This window comes from Nocardia sp. NBC_01388, assembly GCF_045040085.1.
Taxonomy (GTDB): Bacteria; Actinomycetota; Actinomycetes; order Mycobacteriales; family Mycobacteriaceae; genus Nocardia.
In genome coordinates this window covers 8,189,449-8,205,356 of the sequence record NZ_CP109553.1, presented here as the reverse complement: position 1 = coordinate 8,205,356, position 15,908 = coordinate 8,189,449, and the positions used below count along the sequence as shown (strand labels likewise).

Genomic DNA, 15,908 nt, shown 5'->3' with positions numbered 1-15,908 from the left:
CGTATTCGGCGTACCCGGGTTTTCCTCGAACATCAGAAAGACCGCCGGTGACTATCACTGAGAGCGGTGCCGCAGACGCGGCACCGCCTATTAATCCTGCCCGGAATTCGGAATCGCCCCCGACAAAGGAGTCGACAACTAAACGCAATGCCGCCAATGCCTTTCAGGCCTTGCTGCTGCGACTGCATTTCTATGCCGGTGTATTCGTCGCACCGTTCATCCTCATTGCCGCGGTGACCGGTGCGCTCTATGCGGTGGCTCCCACCCTGGAGTCGTTCACCGACAGCCATCTGCTGCACACCGATTCGACCGGTCCGGCGAAACCGCTGTCGCAGCAGATCGCCGCGGGTACGGCCGCGCTGGGCCAGGATCTGCCGCTGATCGCGGTCGCTCCGGCACAGGGCACCGGCGAGACCACCCGGATCATCTTCAGCGATCCGACGCTGGGTGATTCACAGCGTCGCGCCGTATTCATCGATCCGGTCACAGCGCAGCCGCTCGGCGACAGTGTCGTGTACGGCAGTTCGGGCGCGCTGCCCACCCGCACCTGGATCGATGAGCTGCACCGGGATCTGCATCTCGGGGATTTCGGACGCTACTACAGCGAGATCGCCGCATCGTGGTTGTGGCTGATCGCGCTGGCCGGTCTGGTGCTGTGGTTCCGGCGGGTGCGGGCCCGGCGGGAACGCCGTTCCGCGGGCTGGCTGGTGCGGCCGGATCGTTCGCGGCCCCGCGCCCGCACGCTGAATTGGCATGCGGTCGTGGGCATGTGGATCCTGCCGGTGCTGCTCCTGCTGTCGGTGACCGGTATGACCTGGTCGAAGTACGCCGGTGACCACGTCGACAAGCTGCGCTCGGAAATGAGCTGGACGACGCCCGCGGTCAGCGCGACGCTGCCCGGGTCCACCGGTCCCGCCATGCCCATGGGCGGCGAGCATGCCGATCACATGGGTGGCGGCATGCCCGCCGCCGCACCGACGGAAAATAAGGCCGCGCTGGTCGACACCGTCTTCGCGGTGGCTCGCGCCAATGGTCTGGAAGGTCCGCTGGAGATCAGCGTTCCGGCCGCGGACGGCACCGCCTTCGTCGCGAAGGAATTGCGCCGCCCGGGTGTACTGACCACGGATTCGATTGCGGTGAACGGTAGTACGGGCGTGGTCACCGACACGCTGCGGTATTCGGACTGGCCGCTCATGGCGAAGCTGACCAACTGGGGCATCCAGTTCCATATGGGTCTGATGTTCGGACTGCTCAATCAGCTACTGCTGCTGGCGATCATGGTCGGTCTGCTCACCGTGGTGGTGCGCGGCTATCTCATGTGGTGGCGGCGCCGCCCGACCAAGGAGGCGGGCAAGGTGACGCTGGGCCGCGCCCCGCGCCGCGGTGCACTGCGGCAGACGCCGCTGATCGTCCTGGTTCCATTCGCGGTGGCAGCCGCGACAGTGGGCTGGTTCGCGCCCATGATCGGGATTCCGCTGCTCGGATTCCTGTTCGTGGATGTGCTGGCGGGGCTGGCAGCCCGCCGCCGCGCGACCGCCTAAAAGAGTCGAATTCCACTGCGCGACACGGCCTTCTGGCCGTGCCGCCAGTTCTTCAAACCCTCTTGCCGGTCCCGGCGGTCGGGATCGGCTCACTCGTGCAGAACCTGACCTGCACTGACACAAGGATTCACCCCCTGATGAAGATCAACAAGGTCGCTGCTTCCGTCGTCTTCATGTCAAGCGTGCTTGGCATCACCGCTGGAACCGCACAGGCGGCCCCCGCCGCCGGCACCACTGCGATCAACTACGCCGCAACCACTTCCGAGACGAACACCGTCATCCGGACCGACACCGGCTCCCTGGTCGTGGAAGACGACGTATTCAAAATCAAAGCGGCCAACGGCGCCACCGTCGCCGGCACCGAATTGCACTTCCGCGTAGACGAATTCGTCTACCCGATCGCCGCCGAGATCCACGACCGCGTAGCGACGCTCACCCCCCGGTTCGATCCCGCCCACGCCGTCTACCAGCCGGTCGCCCTCCCCTTCGAGGACAAGGCCCCCTGGAAGAACGAGTACGAACGTGAACAGGCCGCCTGGAACCGCATGACCAGCACCACGGGTACCGGCGCCACCATAGGCACCCTGGTAGGCGGCATCGGCGGCGCGGCGATCGGCTGCGTCATCGGCGCGATCACACTCGCCACCATCACCGGGATCCTCACCGCCATGTTCGGCGCCCTGGGCGGCGCGGCAGTCGGCTGCATCGTCGGCATGAGCGTCGTCGGCTTCCTCGGCACCCTCGCCGGCCAGCTCCTGATCACCGCCCCGGTGGCGATTCTCGCTGCCGCACAGTACTTCACGACGATCAATCAGCCGTTCAACCCGGCCGCCGCCAAGTAGGCACCGGCAATACAACGTTCCCGCCCGGTCACCCCGGGCGGGAACTCCCCGTGTTGGATGCTCTACTGCCCCAGTCGGATTGCCGTCAGGGCCTGGTGAGTAGTTCGATGACGGCTTTGGCTTCCTCCGGGGTGGGGGTGGGCAGGGTGTCGCGGCCGTGGATGAGGCCGATGCCGAGGTAGACCATTGCGCCGGCGCGGATGCGGGCCTGGGTGGCGTCGAAGCCGAGATCGATCATGGTTTTGTTGACGATCTCCAGGATTCGGCGTTCGAGGGCGGTGACTGCGGCGGCCACCTTGGCGTCGCTGCGGGCCCATTCCCGGACGGACGCTTCGACGGCCCAGGTTCGGGCATCGACCAGGATGGCCGTCATATTCTCTATTCGGCTTTCGACCGGAATCGAATCGACGGCGCCGAGTGCGCGGATGGTCTCACTCTGCACGGCGCTCCAGCGATCGGCCATGGCTTCGCGAAGTTGGTCGATATCGTCGAAGTGCCAGTAGAAGCTGCCCTTGGTAACGCCGAGTTCCTCGCAGAGCCGCGGGATTCGGAGGGCGCCGACACCTTCACGAGCGAGCATTGCCAGCGCGCCGTCGACCCAGTCGTCGTAGGACAGTCGCGGTGCGCGCCCTCGAATCACTCGCTGGCTTTGCGCCTTCTTCGACCGCTGCCGGTCGCGGCTGCCAGGGTCGTCGGTGAGCGTCACACACTGATGGTAAGCCGCGCGCGGGTCTTCCGAGTGCGCCGCCGTCGATTTACATTCTTCTAGGTACCGTTCTCCATACTTTTTGGTATGGTCCCCCGGTGGGTGTGCGATGAGGCCACCGGAAATGGACGCGAATATGGATCGGCAGATCGCTCGGCGGCTGCTCTTGCGCGGTGCCGGCGTGGGTGCACTGGGCGCCGCGATGTGGCGGATCGCCCCGGCCGTCGCCGATCCGCCACTCCCGTCGGGGGCCGACAACCCGCTGCTGTTCCACTCACCCCCGGTCGAACCGTTCGTCGACGAGCTACCGCGGCTACCGGTCCTGCGCGGCAGCGAACTCGACCTGGTCGCCTCGACGACCTCGCATCGATTCCACCGCGACCTTCCCGAGTCGCCGGCGTTCGGCTACAACGACCTGTCCTACCTCGGCCCCGTCATCGAGCATCGGACCGGTGCGCCATTGACGGTCACCTTCTCCAATCGCCTTGGCGCACACCCGCTTGCCGCCGATATCGACATGTCGGTGCATGGCGCACAGGAGAGCTACCGCACCGATCCGCCGAGTTCACTGCATCTGCACGGCGGCGTCACCCCACCCGAAAGTGACGGCAACCCAGAACAATTGGTGTTTCCCGGGCAAGACCTCGTGCACCGATATCCGCTGCGCCAGGATGCCGGACAGCTGTGGTACCACGATCACGCGATGGGCATCACCCGTGCGAACGTCTACGCCGGGCTGGCCGGGGTGCTGCTGTTGCGCGACGACTTCGACACCGGTGAACACGACAATCCCGCCGGACTGCCGGCCGGAGAGTACGAGATCCCGCTGGTGCTGCAGGAGAAGCTGTTCGCCGCGGACGGTCACCAGAGCATCCGATCCACCGCCGTGGTGCCCCAGGGTAGTTGGGAGGGCGGTGGCGTCGGCGACATCGGCGTCGTCAACGGGAAGATCTGGCCGCGGCTGGCGGTGGACCGCGGGCTCTACCGGTTCCGGACCCTGAATGCCGCTTCGTACAGCGTGTGGAATCTGCACTTCAGCAATGGAATGCGATTCTGGGTGATCGGCACCGAGCACGGGTTGCTGGATTCGCCGGTGCCGGTGCGAAGTCTGCGGCTCGCACCGGGCGAGCGGGTCGATCTGCTGGTCGATTTCTCCGGGCTCGCCCCGGACGAAACCGTCGAACTGTGCAATGACGAGCAGCCGCCATTCCAGGCTGCAGTCCTCGGCGAAGTGGCGATGCCGGTGTTCTGCCGATTCCGCGCCCTGCAGAGCGCCGGGTTCACCGGACCGGTGCCGGAGCGGCTGCGCGGCGGGCCGGGTCAGCCGGACGCACTTCCGGACCTGCTGACGCCCAGCACAATTCGCACGGTGACCGTCAGCCAGCCGTACGAGCTGCGGCTACCGCCCGCGATCATGTCGCTGAACAACCTCACCTACGCCAGTCCCGATATCGAGATGCCGCGCCAGGGCACCGTCGAGCAGTGGAACATCGTCAACATCACCCCGGATCCCCACCCGATTCATATCCACCTGGTGACCTTCCGAATTCTCGGCCGTGCACCCCTGCGCACCGTGGACTACCAACTGGCGAACCCACAACCGGCGCTCGGCGTGAAATGGACGCCCTCGGCCGAGAGCTTTCTCGCCGGACCCGAGCGACCACCGGCACCGTGGGAAGCCGGGCGAAAAGACATCGTGCGCGTCGACGGGGGCACGGTGACTCGCATCATCGTGTACTTCCCGACCGCCGAGGAACTCGGTTTCGACCCGGACGCGACCTTCCCTCGACCAGGAATGTCCCTGTCCCCCAGCCACTCCGGGCAGGACGGGATGCAGGCCGCACACGGATCGATGCCGCACACCGACCTACAGGGCTATGTGTGGCACTGCCATCTACTCGATCACGAAGATCACGACATGATGCTGCGGTATCGGCTGGTGCGCGCCTGATGCCGATCGAAAATTGAAGGAGAGTCCGACCATGTCAGTGCAAGCATCACCGCAGGCGCCTGGTGACGACGGGTCACCGGTGCGGACCCCGACCGCGTTCCGATACTGGGAAATGCTGCGCTCACCGAATGTTCGGCGGGCGCGGCGGATCGTCAAAACCCTCACCGGCGGTGAGCTTTTCCCGACCGACAGCCAGGCGCGGGCATTGTGCGAAGACCTCTTCTCGGGTGATCCGGTCGCCGAGCGGTTCGTCGACGAGGTCATACACGGCGAGATCGGCGCACAGCGGGGCCGGCAATTGCTCGAGGCGGCATTGACGGAGGGGATCGACTCGATTCCGGAGGCGCCGGAATCGATGCGGGCTCTGTTCGCGGAGTTCGAAACCGTCCCGGAGTGGGTTCGGCCCGAACTCGTCGAACAGGGCGCGGCGATCTGGCGGCGTTGGGGCACCATGCTTTTCAGCTTCGCCGGCGCTGAAACCCTGGAGATGTACACCGAAGCCGCAGTAGCGACCCCCCTCTCACTGGCCGGTGGTTATGCCGGCGACAGTGCGCTGCGCCGATTCCTGGAAACCTGCCGATTCTGGATCGACGTATCGCGCCCCGGGGCACTGTTCACGCCCGGATCGAGCGGGCGCGCAACAGCATTGAAGGTCCGAGTCATGCATGTGTCGATCCGGGCGCGCGTCGCCGGGCATCCCGAATGGGATACCGGCACCTGGGGACTGCCCATCAGCCAGACCTATCAGATGCTCACGCTGCTGGGTGGCAGTGTCACTCCCGGGCTGGGACTGTGGGCCTTGGGATATCAGACCACGCCCTCGGAAATCCGTGCGCTGCTGCACTTTCAGAAGTACCTCGGCTATCTCCTCGGCGTCCGGATGCAGTGGTATCCGGAATCGGTGATCGACTCCCTCCGGGTGCTGGCCATGACGATCATCTCGCGGTCCTACGACGCGGGCCGGCACGGCGCCGAACTCATCGAGTCCTACCCGCGCGCCTTCGCTCCCCGCGACGGCCACCGCGGGCTGGTCCGCCTGCGGGAGGTCTACAACTTCCGCATCAATTCCGTCTATGCCGCCATGTACATGGCGCCGCGCACCCGCAGCCGCTACAACATGCCGCCCGCATTCCCCTGGCTTCTCATCCCCCTCGCACGGTTCCCGCTGATCACCGCGATGGAGGTGGCTCGACGACTGTTCCCGCCGTTCGCCCGCGTCCACGAGGAACTCATGGTTCGCCATCGCGAGAACTGGTATCGAGCCCAAATGCAGGGCCGTGAAGCCGAATTCGATGCCAGCGGCGCACTGCGACGCTGACCGTCCCCGAGAACTGGAAGAGCGCTATGACTACCACCGACATAGTCGAAGTATGGAATGGTCCCGGTCGCCGGGACGGGCACCTGACAACTGTGGAACCGCACCACAACGGTTTTCATCCCGCGTCGAGCAAACTCGCGTTCGAGCACTGGTATTTCGACGCTCACCTCGACAGCGGTCACGTTGTGGTCGGATTCCTCACCAAGCGCCGGCCGGAGGATCTGCCCGGCGCGCGCCCCTGGGTCGAGATGATCGTCTACCACCCCGACGGCACGCGGCGACAGGTGAGCAAGCGGTATCCGAAGGCCGCGGCATCGTTCTCCACCGATGCTTTCGACGTTCGCATCGGCGCGAATACCGCCCGCACCGAATTCCCCGACACCGGTCTGCCGGTGCACCATGTGCACCTCGCCGAGGGCGATCTGGTGTTCGATCTGCACTTCCACAATGAGACACCCAGCTGGATGCCGGGGAAGGGCGAAACCCGCTTCGGTGCGACCGACAGTTTCGGCTGGGTGGTCGCCGCGCCGCGCGCCCGCGTGACCGGGACCATCCAACTCGACGGCAAGACACTCACGGTCACCGGTCGTGGCTATGCCGACCACAATTGGGGCGTCGGCGATATGAAGAAGGTCATCGAACGCTGGCACTGGGGGCGGCTGTATGTGGAGGAGTACTCACTGCTGTTCGCGAGCGTGCTGACCCAGCCACAGCACGGTTCCCATGACATCGCCCCGCTGATGCTCGCACAGGACGCCGACATCATTCTCTCGACCGGCGAAACCGTGCTGACCGAGGGCCCGGCGCTGTTCGACTCGACTGCCGGGCGCGAATATCCGCAATGGCTGGAACTGCATGTCCCCGGTCAGCTCGAGCTGCGCCTGACCGTAGAGTCCGTCATTCACGCCCACGATTTCATCGACGACTTCCCCATCGCGCGAACCCGATTGATCAAACCCCTGGTGCATCGCCTGCTCGGCCACCCGGCGTATTTCCGCTTCGAATCCGCTGTCGAGTTGACCGTGCACACCGACAACGGCCCGCAGCGCCGCACCGGCACGACACTGCATGAATTGGTCGCACTGACCTGACCGGCACAGCCGACTCCGCAATCGACTATCCGAGCAATTGCCAGTGCAGCGCCCAGGGCAGGAGGGCGCAGCCGGTGAGCAGGAGGATGGCCAGCTGGGCGCGGGATATCGCGTCGATGCGATTGCGATTGCGCCACCACGTCAGCGCGAGGACGGCGACCGCGAAAAGTACTGTGGCCGAGAGTATGTGGACCACCAGCCATTGCAGGGGCTGACCGACAACAATGACTGAGGGAGGGCGCTGGGCCCCGGTAGCGAGAACCCACTCCACGCATGCCACGCCGCCGAGCACTGTTGCCGGCCCGAGCGCCGACACCGAGCGGGCGGCCCAGCACACACTGGATGGTCGTCGAGTATCACTGCGCCGCAATAGCATTCGCACAGCATCGGAGAGCGGGTAGGCGGCGAAGCCGATCAGCAGGAACACCAGGGCGGCGTATTCGCAGGCGGGGCGGCCTTCGGGGGCACGGCTGAGAGAGGTTTACGGCGGGGCGGGGGCGGCGCTCCAGGCCGGTGGATGGCCATCGGCAACCGCGTGGATCCAGTCGGTGATCACGTCGGCGTAGCCGGGGCCGAGCTCCCCCAGCGGCTTGCCGTCGAATACGGCGCCGCCGATGCTGTCGAATCCATCGGTGGTGCGGTGGCCGTTGTGGCCGGCCCCTGGCACGAAACGGGTGGTGACGGAGTGGTTTCCGGCGCGGGCCAGTTCGCGCTGGAAGATTTCGGCGCTCTCTGCGGCGGGCACCTTCACATCATGTTCGCCCAGAGTGCGAGTACCGGCGCACGGACCCGCGCCAGGACCGGCGCCGGATCGAAATTCGCCTCCGGGAACAGGCCGGTGCCATTGATGAACTGGGCTCCGGGACCGGCGACCGTGGCGGGTAGGGAGCCGGTAATTCCCTGGTGTGCCAGTCGATTTCGCAGTGACCAGGTCTGCGTCCGCAGTGGGGTGCGGCCGGAACCGCCGATGGTCACCACGAAGGCGATCTCGGGCGAGCGGGCGGCGGCCAGCGGCGCTACCCAGCCGCCTTCGCTGAAGCCCCACAGGCCGACCGCTGCTGGATCCACATCCGTGCGGGCGCGCAGCAGCGCCACCCCGGCAAGCGCGTCGTCAGCCAGTAGCGAGAAGTCCCGGTGGATGGTGGAGTAGCCGATCGTTCGTTTGTCGAACACCAGGGTGGTCACACCCGCGCGGCAGTACTACTCGGCGGGAGCCGGACTACTCATCGTCGTCCTCAGCGGCGATCAACTCCACCACCGGGCGCAGCCGGACCCAGGCGAAGAACAGGATGCCGACGACGGTCATGCCGACTCCGGCCCACAGGTTCACGTCTATCCCACCGGTTTTCGCGCGCTGGAAATCGGTGGAATAGGCCAAGCCGACCACTATGAGGATCACCCCGTAGCAGGCGAGCAGGCCGCCGACGATGGTGCGAATATCGAAAAGCATTTGACGCCTTCCTATCCGACGAACACATTGAGGAGAATGACAAGGACCAGCGCGATACCGGCCAGCAGGCCGGGGCGCTGGTACCAGGGCAGGGAGTCGGCGTCCGCGTCGGTGCGCATGGCCTTGGGAGTTTCGGAGTAGACCAGGCCGACGAGCTCGGCGGCCGGTTTGGGCTGCGATACCTGCGTGACCGCAACGCTCACAACAACATCCAGTACAAATGCCACGGCCGCGGCGACAAAACTCACGCCCTGACCGGACAGTTCGAAGACGTGCGCCTTGCTCATCACGAAGACCACGATCGCGGCGGCGGTACCGGTCACCAGGCCGATCCAGCCCGCCGCGGGCGTCATGCGCTTCCAGAACATGCCGAGAATGAAGGTAGCGAAGAGCGGCGCGTTGAAGAAGCTGAACAGCGTCTGCAGGTAATCCATCATGTTGGAGAAATTGCCTGCGATGAAGGCGGTTCCGATCGCGCCCAGCGTCGCGCCAACCGTCGCCAGCCGCCCCACCGTGAGGTAGTAGTGATCCGGGCGATCGCGCTTCACATACCGCTGCCACAGGTCGTAGCTGAAGACGGTATTGAACGCCGAGACATTGGCGGCCATGCCCGCCATGAACGCCGCCAGCAGGCCGGCCAGCCCCACGCCGAGGAGACCGTTGGGCAGCACATCCTTCATGAGGTAGAGCAGGGCCTGGTTGTAGGTGGCATCACCTTTGTAGTCCGGATTCGTTTTGAGCTCGGTCATCTGGGGCACCAGGACCGCGCTGATCATGCCCGGAATCACCACGATGAACGGGATGAACATCTTCGGGTACGCGCCGATGATCGGCGTGCGCTGCGCGGCGGAGATGGAGTGCGTGGCCAGTGCGCGCTGCACCTCGACGAAGTTGGTGGTCCAGTAGCCGAAGGAGAGCACGAACCCGAGTCCGAACACGATGCCGATCACCGAGGCGACATTGTTGCCGAACCCGGTGAGTTCATTGCCCGGCCAGGCGTGCAGTTGCTCCGCGCCGCCCGGACCCGCGGTCACCTTCTCGCGCAACCCGTCCCAGCCGCCGACCTTGTGCAGGCCCACAATGGTCAGCGGCAGCAGCGCCGCCACGATGACGAAGAACTGCAGCACCTCGTTGTAGATGGCGGCCGACAATCCGCCCAGGGTGATGTAGGACAGCACGATGGCCGCCGCAGCCAGCACCGATATCCACAGCGGCCAGCCCAGCAGCACATTCACAATGGAACCGAGCAGGTAGAGGTTCACCCCGGCGATGAGCACCTGCGCCACAGCGAAACTCAGGGCATTGACCAGGTGCGCGCCCGGGCCGAAGCGCCGCAGCATGAACTCCGGAACGCTGCGCACCTTGGAGCCGTAGTAGAACGGCATCATCACAATGCCCAGGAAAAGCATGGCCGGAACAGCGCCGATCCAGAAGTAGTGCATGGTCGGCATGCCGTACTCGGCGCCATTGGCGGACATGCCCATGATCTCGACCGCGCCCAGATTCGCGGAGATGAAAGCCAGCCCGGTCACCCACGCGGGTAGCGAGCGTCCGGACAGGAAGAAGTCGAGGCTGGTGGAGACCCGCCGGCGGGCCAGCAGTCCGATGCCCAGTACAAAGACGAAATACAGTGCTACCAGGGCATAGTCGATCGGGTCGGCACCCAGTCGCAGTTGCCCCGATGCCACGGCAGCGAGCTGCCTCGATGCCCCCGTAGCGAGCTGCCTCGATGCCCCGGCAGCGAGCTGCTCCGAAGGCACTGCGGCCTCGGGCAGGCTGGCGTCGAACGGCATACGGCTCTCCTGTCGAGAAGATCACGAGATGACGCGGGCACGACTGATAGCGCGCAATACTAGCCGGGCGTTCGCTCACGACCAGTAGGCGCGGTTGAATTGTGATACGTGTCCGTGAATCACCAGGTCCAGTGTGGTACTTCGCGAAGCGGATGAAGTTGCTCATCAGTTTCCGCTTGTGAGTTCTGCTGCGCGACGTGCGAGCCGAACTCGACGTGCTGACGGACCGCCTCGCGGAACTTCTCGTCCTGCGGGAGCCCGGCGACGTCCAGGGCCTCCAGGTAGACCTCGACAAAACGCTGCCGCTGCGCATCGGTGATGTGCAGGCCGCGGTGCACGTTGATGATGTATTCGAAACCCAGCTCACGCGTGAAACGTCCTGGGCCGCCGAATGATTCGGCGGTGAACCAGGTCAGATGGTCGACATGGGTGGGCTGGCGCACCGGAAACAGCTCCCGCAGAATCGGATCTGCCAGCGCCTTCTCGTAGAAGATCTCTTCCAGTGCATGTAGGGCCTCGTCGCCGCCGGCGAACTCGTACAGACTTTCCATGGCTCGCTCGTTCCTGGTGTGCGAGTGGATCGTTCCGATAACAGGCTAAACCCGGACGGCGGCGAGCGTGCGCTTTACGACGTCGGATTTGCGCTATTCAATGTCGGATTTGCGCAATCGCTGTCGGATCTACGCTATTCAATACGGCGCGCGCCCGCCGCGGGTGTCACCGCGAAGGTGCGGGGGGTATCAAAACTCCTGCGGGCGAAAGCATCTCGCACTGCCGCGGCGGTGGCCGCGGCCCGAGCGCGATCGACCAGCGCGATCACACTGCCGCCGAAGCCGCCGCCCACCATGCGGGCCCCGTAGGCGCCGGCCACCAGCGCGGCGGCCACCGCGGTATCGAGTTGCGGCGCCGAGACCTCGAAATCGTCACGGAGGGAAGCATGTCCGGCGCTGAGCACCGGACCGATCGCGCGCGGATCGGCGCCGCCGCGCAATTCTTCGGCAACCCGAAGCACCCGGGCGTTTTCGGTGATCACGTGTCGCGCGCGCCTGCGCAGCACCGGATCGGCGAGGCGCTTGATATCGGCGAGACCGGTGACGTCCCGCAGGAACGGCACACCCAGTTCCGCAGCGGCCGCGGCACATTCGGTCCGGCGCTGCGCGTACTCCCCGTCCATCAGATGATGCGGGCTGCCGGTGTCGAACACCAGCAGCTGCAGATCGAAACGGTCCAGGTCGAAGGGGATCTGCTGGTATTCGCGGGTGCGCACATCCAGGAAGAGCACGTGCCCGGCGGTGCAGAGCATGGACGCGGACTGGTCCAGTACGCCCGTCGGCACGCCGACGTAGACGTTCTCCGCGGTACGCGCGATATCGATGATCTCGGCGGCGGGAACGCTCGGCGCGAACAGATCACGCAGTGCGATGGCCACCGAACACGACAGCGCCGCCGAGGAAGACAGGCCCGCGCCGAGGGGAACGGTGCTGTCCAGTTCGAGCTCGACGCCGCGCACCTCGTGCCCGCGGCGTTCGAATTCCCGGATCACACCGAGTGGATAGTGCGCCCAGGTGGGCAGTTCCGACCAGCCGGTAGCGCCCAGATCGGCCATGGTGACGGCCACTTCGTCGAGGGGAGCCTGCAGCGATCGCAGCCGCACCGTGCCGGCCGGGCGCACCGCGGCGGTGCAGATGGTACCGAGCGGCAGGGCCAGCGGCAGCACAAAACCGTCGTTGTAGTCGGTGTGCTCGCCGATCAGATTGACCCGGCCGGGCGCGAACCAGCGGCCCACCCTCGATTCCGAGAAAGATCCAGGCACCTCAGCTCCCGTCCGGAGTCGTGCAGGTCGTTCGGTTCGATCAGCAGCGAGCATATAGAGTCGCGCGGTCCGCGATCCTGCGGGTTCGCCGGACTCATGTACGCGATGCGACATTTCGTGCCATGATCGACTCGGTTGCCCAGATTTCGATGGCAGCGCCTCTCCCCCGTGGATACTGCCGCCGCCGGCTGGGACCTATGCTCTAACAGCAACACTCGGTTCATGATCGCTGCATTCGTGACCCACGAATGCCTCTCGCGTGGGGCTATCTCTCCGCTCGATGCGTGGCGGTCATGATTCGAAGCACAGCATGCGCACTGGGGACGGAGCGGACGAGGGGGGCTGGTGGAAACAGACGAAAAACCGGCCGGTCAGTCCGGTCGACGGTTCCGAGTCTGTTGGCGTTCGACGCTGTTCAGTTGTGGCGTATTGATTCTCGCACTGCCCCTGGTCGTCGATTCTCGGCGGCTCGCCCTCGCCACCCTGATCGCCTCGGTCACCATCAGCGTGGTCATGATCGGAGTGGGTGTCCGCCAGTATCAGCCCCGCCGGCCGCTGCCCTGGTATCTACTGTCCGCGTCCGCCGTGCAATTCACCATCGGCACCGCACTGCGGCAGACCACCGATTGGCACCGCCACCCCTTCGACGATCTGTTCACCCTCGGCGGCTACTGCTGCATCGGCGCCGCGGCCGTACTCTGGCTGCGCCCGCGGCAGAACAGCACCGATCACGATCTGCTGCTGGACTCCGGCCTCATCGGACTGGGCGCGGCCCTGCTGTCCTGGACCTTTCTCATCTCGCCGATCCTGCACCGGGCGCACACCTTCAACTTCAGCACGCTCATCGCGGTCATCTATCCGGTGGTGGATGCCCTGCTGCTGACCGTGGTCGCGCATTCGGTGGTGACCTCGGCGCGCTCGGAGACCTCGCTGCGGCTGGTGTATCTGGCCATGCTGGTAATCCTCGCCGGGGACCTCGCCTGCAATCTGGAAACGGCCGGGACGGCCGAGCTGGGACGCCAAATCCAGCTCATGCCACTGCAACTCGCGTACACGCTGATCGGTGCGGCGGCCATGCATCCGACCATGGTGGTGCTCGGCAGCCCGCGCGATATCCACGCGCACCGCTCGCGCCAGCGCGCCAGCATCATCGCCATAGTCATGATCGTGGCCGCGCTGGTGCCGGTGGTCGGCTCCAGCCTGGACATGATGGATCGGGTGGTCGTCTCCTCGCTCTTCGCGCTACTACTAGCCGGGGTCCTGCTACGCAGCGAACGCGCCATCGAACGCAGCGCCCGCAGCGAGCGGCGCGCGCAGTATCAGGCAGACCACGACATGCTCACCGGACTGCTGAACCGCGCCGCCCTGCTGCGGGCGCTGCATCGTAATCGGGACCGGTGGGGCGATCAGCCCCTCGCCCTGCTGTTCATCGATCTGGACGGCTTCAAACGGGTCAATGACAACTACGGGCACGCGGTCGGCGATGAGCTGATCGCCAATGCGGCAGCCCGCATTCGGCGCATGATCCGCCGCGATGACGCGGCCGCCCGCTACGGCGGCGACGAATTCGTGGTGCTCGCGCCGCTGAGCCGCCAGCAGGCGCTGCTGCTGGCGGAACGACTGCTGGCCTCACTCGGTGAACCGTTCGAGCTCAGCGCCGCGGAGGTGCGCATCGCCGCCAGTATCGGCATTGCCTGCAGCGGACCGCGCAGCGCCGATATCACCGTGTACGAGCTTCTGCGCGAAGCGGATTCGGCCATGTACCACGCGAAGGAATACTCGCTGGGGTACGTTTTTCATGCTGATCTCAGGCACGGACACCCGGAGTCCGGGCCGCGCACTTGGCACCGGGAGTCTGCGGTCTGACATCGTATTCGCTGTCACCGCACGGATATTCGGGTCCATCATGCAGTTCTGCGCACTCCGGTACCAGCTGAGCACCACCATTGCGACGGGCGCGGCCATAGTCGCGCTCGGCGCTGCGGGAGTCGCCGGTGCGGCTCCGCCCGAGCTCGGCGCCTCGCCCGGCCTCTCCTTCACCGCACCCGCCGACTCCGACGGCGCACCACCCGGCACGGCCATCGCACTGGGCACGGGTTCGTCCTCGCTGTCGGCCAATCCGGGGTCGGCCTCCGGGCTGGCCTCCGGTTCGAGCTCGCTCCAATCGGATTCCGCCGCAGGCGGTCCTCCGGGAACCGGATCGGGCAACCCGACCTCGAGCTCATCGAATTTCGGGAACAAGCTCGGCACCTTCGGGCCGAACCTGGCGGCGGGCATCGAAAATCTCATGCGCGCCCTGGGTTTTCGGCCGGGCGCGGTGCCGAGCCTGCCCGGATGCCCAGAAGCCGGGCAGACCCCGCATCTACGCGGTCTACCCGGCTACGATTCGCTGCTGGACCCCGGCGGAACCGGAGTCTCCTGCAGCTGAGGGTGGAAGAGCTGAGGGTCGAAACTCCTACGGCCGCAGACTCTCTCCTACGGCCGCAGATTAACCGGCCAGCTCGTCGAGCAGCTTGCGGGCATTCTCCAATTCGGCCTGCAACTGCTCGACCTTGGCACGCTGCGTCAGTCGCACGGCCTCCAGGATCGAGTCGACGACCTCGGCGACCTCGGGGTGCAGCAGCTTGGCTGCCTGCGAGACTGCCGAACCCGGTACTGCGAGACCACGAATGGTGCGCTTCTTGCCATTGACGACATCGAGCGTCCACTCGCCATCGGTGGTGCCGTTGAGCGTCACCGTGACCTCGACCGTTTTGGGCTTCTTGGCGGCGGAGGCATTGGCAGCCGCATTGCGCGCGGGGCGCGAGGTGGCGGCGGGCTTCGGCGCACCGGGCTTACCGGCCTCCGACGCGGCCGCGGCGGAATCGGTGGAAGCCTGCGGCGTATCGGTTTTCACCGGTGTATCGGTTTTCACAATGGGAGCAGGCGGAGTGATCGGCGGGGCGGCCGGTACGGCTGCGGGCGACGGCATCGTCACGGTGGAGTCCTTCCTGGTTGCCGTTTTCTGCTTTGCGCCGGCCGCGGCTTGCGGCCGGGCCGGTTTGGTCAGGGTCACCTCGGTGGGACCGAACGAAAGCACATCTTTGGAACCGGTGGGCTTCACCTGCAGGAAATCACCCTCGGATGGATCACCGAGGGAGATCACCTTGCCGGAACGGCCTTCCGGTACTCCGACCGCTGCCGCCGTGAACCACACCGCCGGCGGACGGCCTGCATCGATCTGCTCGGCAATGTGCCGAATCTCGGTCTCTGACAAGGGCTGTGGCTTGGTGCTACGGGACGACATGGGACTCTCCGGGCGGACGGTGGGACATCAGCGTGCACAGAGCATGCCCCATGGCACCGACAAATCCACATCCGAAGAATTCGCACCGCCACCGACGCACTGGTCAGCGAACGTTCA

16 protein-coding genes are annotated in these 15,908 nt (G+C 65.7%); 7 read left to right on the top strand and 9 right to left on the bottom strand.

Annotated elements, in window-relative coordinates:
- Nucleotides 1–47: 47 nt before the first annotated feature.
- Together OG716_RS38695 and OG716_RS38690 are read left to right on the top strand one after the other, a co-directional pair.
- Nucleotides 48–1,541 carry a PepSY-associated TM helix domain-containing protein gene (locus tag OG716_RS38695; protein WP_405135163.1) on the top strand — a complete coding sequence of 498 codons (1,494 nt, stop codon included), beginning with the start codon at nt 48–50 and terminating at the stop codon, nt 1,539–1,541.
- Nucleotides 1,542–1,678: 137 nt separating this feature from the next.
- Nucleotides 1,679–2,383, top strand: coding sequence for a hypothetical protein (locus tag OG716_RS38690; RefSeq protein ID WP_405135162.1), 705 nt, complete (start codon nt 1,679–1,681; stop codon nt 2,381–2,383).
- A gap of 85 nt (nt 2,384–2,468) precedes the next feature.
- Here OG716_RS38690 and OG716_RS38685 read toward each other — a convergent pair whose 3' ends face one another.
- A complete protein-coding gene (locus OG716_RS38685; protein ID WP_405135161.1) occupies nt 2,469–3,089 on the bottom strand; it encodes a TetR/AcrR family transcriptional regulator in 621 nt (206 codons plus the stop codon).
- A gap of 109 nt (nt 3,090–3,198) precedes the next feature.
- On the opposite strand from OG716_RS38685, the gene OG716_RS38680 reads away from it, so the two are divergent.
- Genes OG716_RS38680 through OG716_RS38670 form a run of 3 tightly spaced genes read left to right on the top strand, consistent with a single transcriptional unit; the run spans nt 3,199 to nt 7,449 of the window.
- A complete protein-coding gene (locus tag OG716_RS38680) occupies nt 3,199–5,040 on the top strand; it encodes a multicopper oxidase family protein (RefSeq protein WP_405135160.1) in 1,842 nt (613 codons plus the stop codon).
- A 31-nt stretch (nt 5,041–5,071) separates the two neighbouring features.
- Nucleotides 5,072–6,358 (top strand): oxygenase MpaB family protein, encoded by a 1,287-nt coding sequence (locus OG716_RS38675; protein ID WP_405135159.1) that lies wholly within the window; start codon nt 5,072–5,074, stop codon nt 6,356–6,358.
- Between the two features lie 26 nt (nt 6,359–6,384).
- The gene (locus tag OG716_RS38670) at nt 6,385–7,449 is read left to right on the top strand and encodes a lipocalin-like domain-containing protein (RefSeq protein ID WP_405135158.1); all 1,065 of its coding nucleotides are present in this window, start codon (nt 6,385–6,387) and stop codon (nt 7,447–7,449) included.
- 25 nt (nt 7,450–7,474) lie between these two features.
- On the opposite strand, the gene OG716_RS38665 is transcribed toward OG716_RS38670, so the two are convergent.
- The 7 genes from OG716_RS38665 to galK all read right to left on the bottom strand — a co-directional run bounded on the left by OG716_RS38665 (nt 7,475) and on the right by galK (nt 12,505).
- On the bottom strand, nt 7,475–7,876 hold the full coding sequence (locus OG716_RS38665; RefSeq protein WP_405135157.1) for a hypothetical protein: 402 nt from the start codon (nt 7,874–7,876) through the stop codon (nt 7,475–7,477).
- Between the two features lie 54 nt (nt 7,877–7,930).
- On the bottom strand, nt 7,931–8,194 hold the full coding sequence (locus OG716_RS38660) for a hypothetical protein (RefSeq protein WP_405135156.1): 264 nt from the start codon (nt 8,192–8,194) through the stop codon (nt 7,931–7,933).
- Nucleotides 8,195–8,196: 2 nt separating this feature from the next.
- Entirely contained in the window at nt 8,197–8,634 is a 438-nt protein-coding gene (locus OG716_RS38655; protein WP_405135155.1) for an alpha/beta hydrolase family protein, read from the bottom strand.
- Between the two features lie 34 nt (nt 8,635–8,668).
- On the bottom strand, nt 8,669–8,899 hold the full coding sequence (locus OG716_RS38650; RefSeq protein WP_355118673.1) for a hypothetical protein: 231 nt from the start codon (nt 8,897–8,899) through the stop codon (nt 8,669–8,671).
- Nucleotides 8,900–8,910: 11 nt separating this feature from the next.
- Nucleotides 8,911–10,692, bottom strand: a complete 1,782-nt coding sequence (locus tag OG716_RS38645) for a sodium:solute symporter family protein (protein ID WP_405135154.1) — start codon at nt 10,690–10,692, stop codon at nt 8,911–8,913.
- A gap of 119 nt (nt 10,693–10,811) precedes the next feature.
- On the bottom strand, nt 10,812–11,243 hold the full coding sequence (locus OG716_RS38640; protein WP_355118676.1) for a group II truncated hemoglobin: 432 nt from the start codon (nt 11,241–11,243) through the stop codon (nt 10,812–10,814).
- A gap of 134 nt (nt 11,244–11,377) precedes the next feature.
- A complete protein-coding gene (galK, locus tag OG716_RS38635; RefSeq protein ID WP_405135153.1) occupies nt 11,378–12,505 on the bottom strand; it encodes a galactokinase in 1,128 nt (375 codons plus the stop codon).
- Between the two features lie 345 nt (nt 12,506–12,850).
- Here galK and OG716_RS38630 point away from each other — a divergent pair, with 345 nt between their 5' ends.
- Entirely contained in the window at nt 12,851–14,371 is a 1,521-nt protein-coding gene (locus OG716_RS38630; protein WP_405135152.1) for a diguanylate cyclase domain-containing protein, read from the top strand.
- Between the two features lie 40 nt (nt 14,372–14,411).
- Nucleotides 14,412–14,933, top strand: coding sequence for a hypothetical protein (locus OG716_RS38625; protein WP_405135151.1), 522 nt, complete (start codon nt 14,412–14,414; stop codon nt 14,931–14,933).
- Between the two features lie 60 nt (nt 14,934–14,993).
- On the opposite strand, the gene OG716_RS38620 is transcribed toward OG716_RS38625, so the two are convergent.
- A complete protein-coding gene (locus tag OG716_RS38620) occupies nt 14,994–15,791 on the bottom strand; it encodes a DUF6319 family protein (protein WP_355118683.1) in 798 nt (265 codons plus the stop codon).
- Nucleotides 15,792–15,908: the final 117 nt, after the last annotated feature.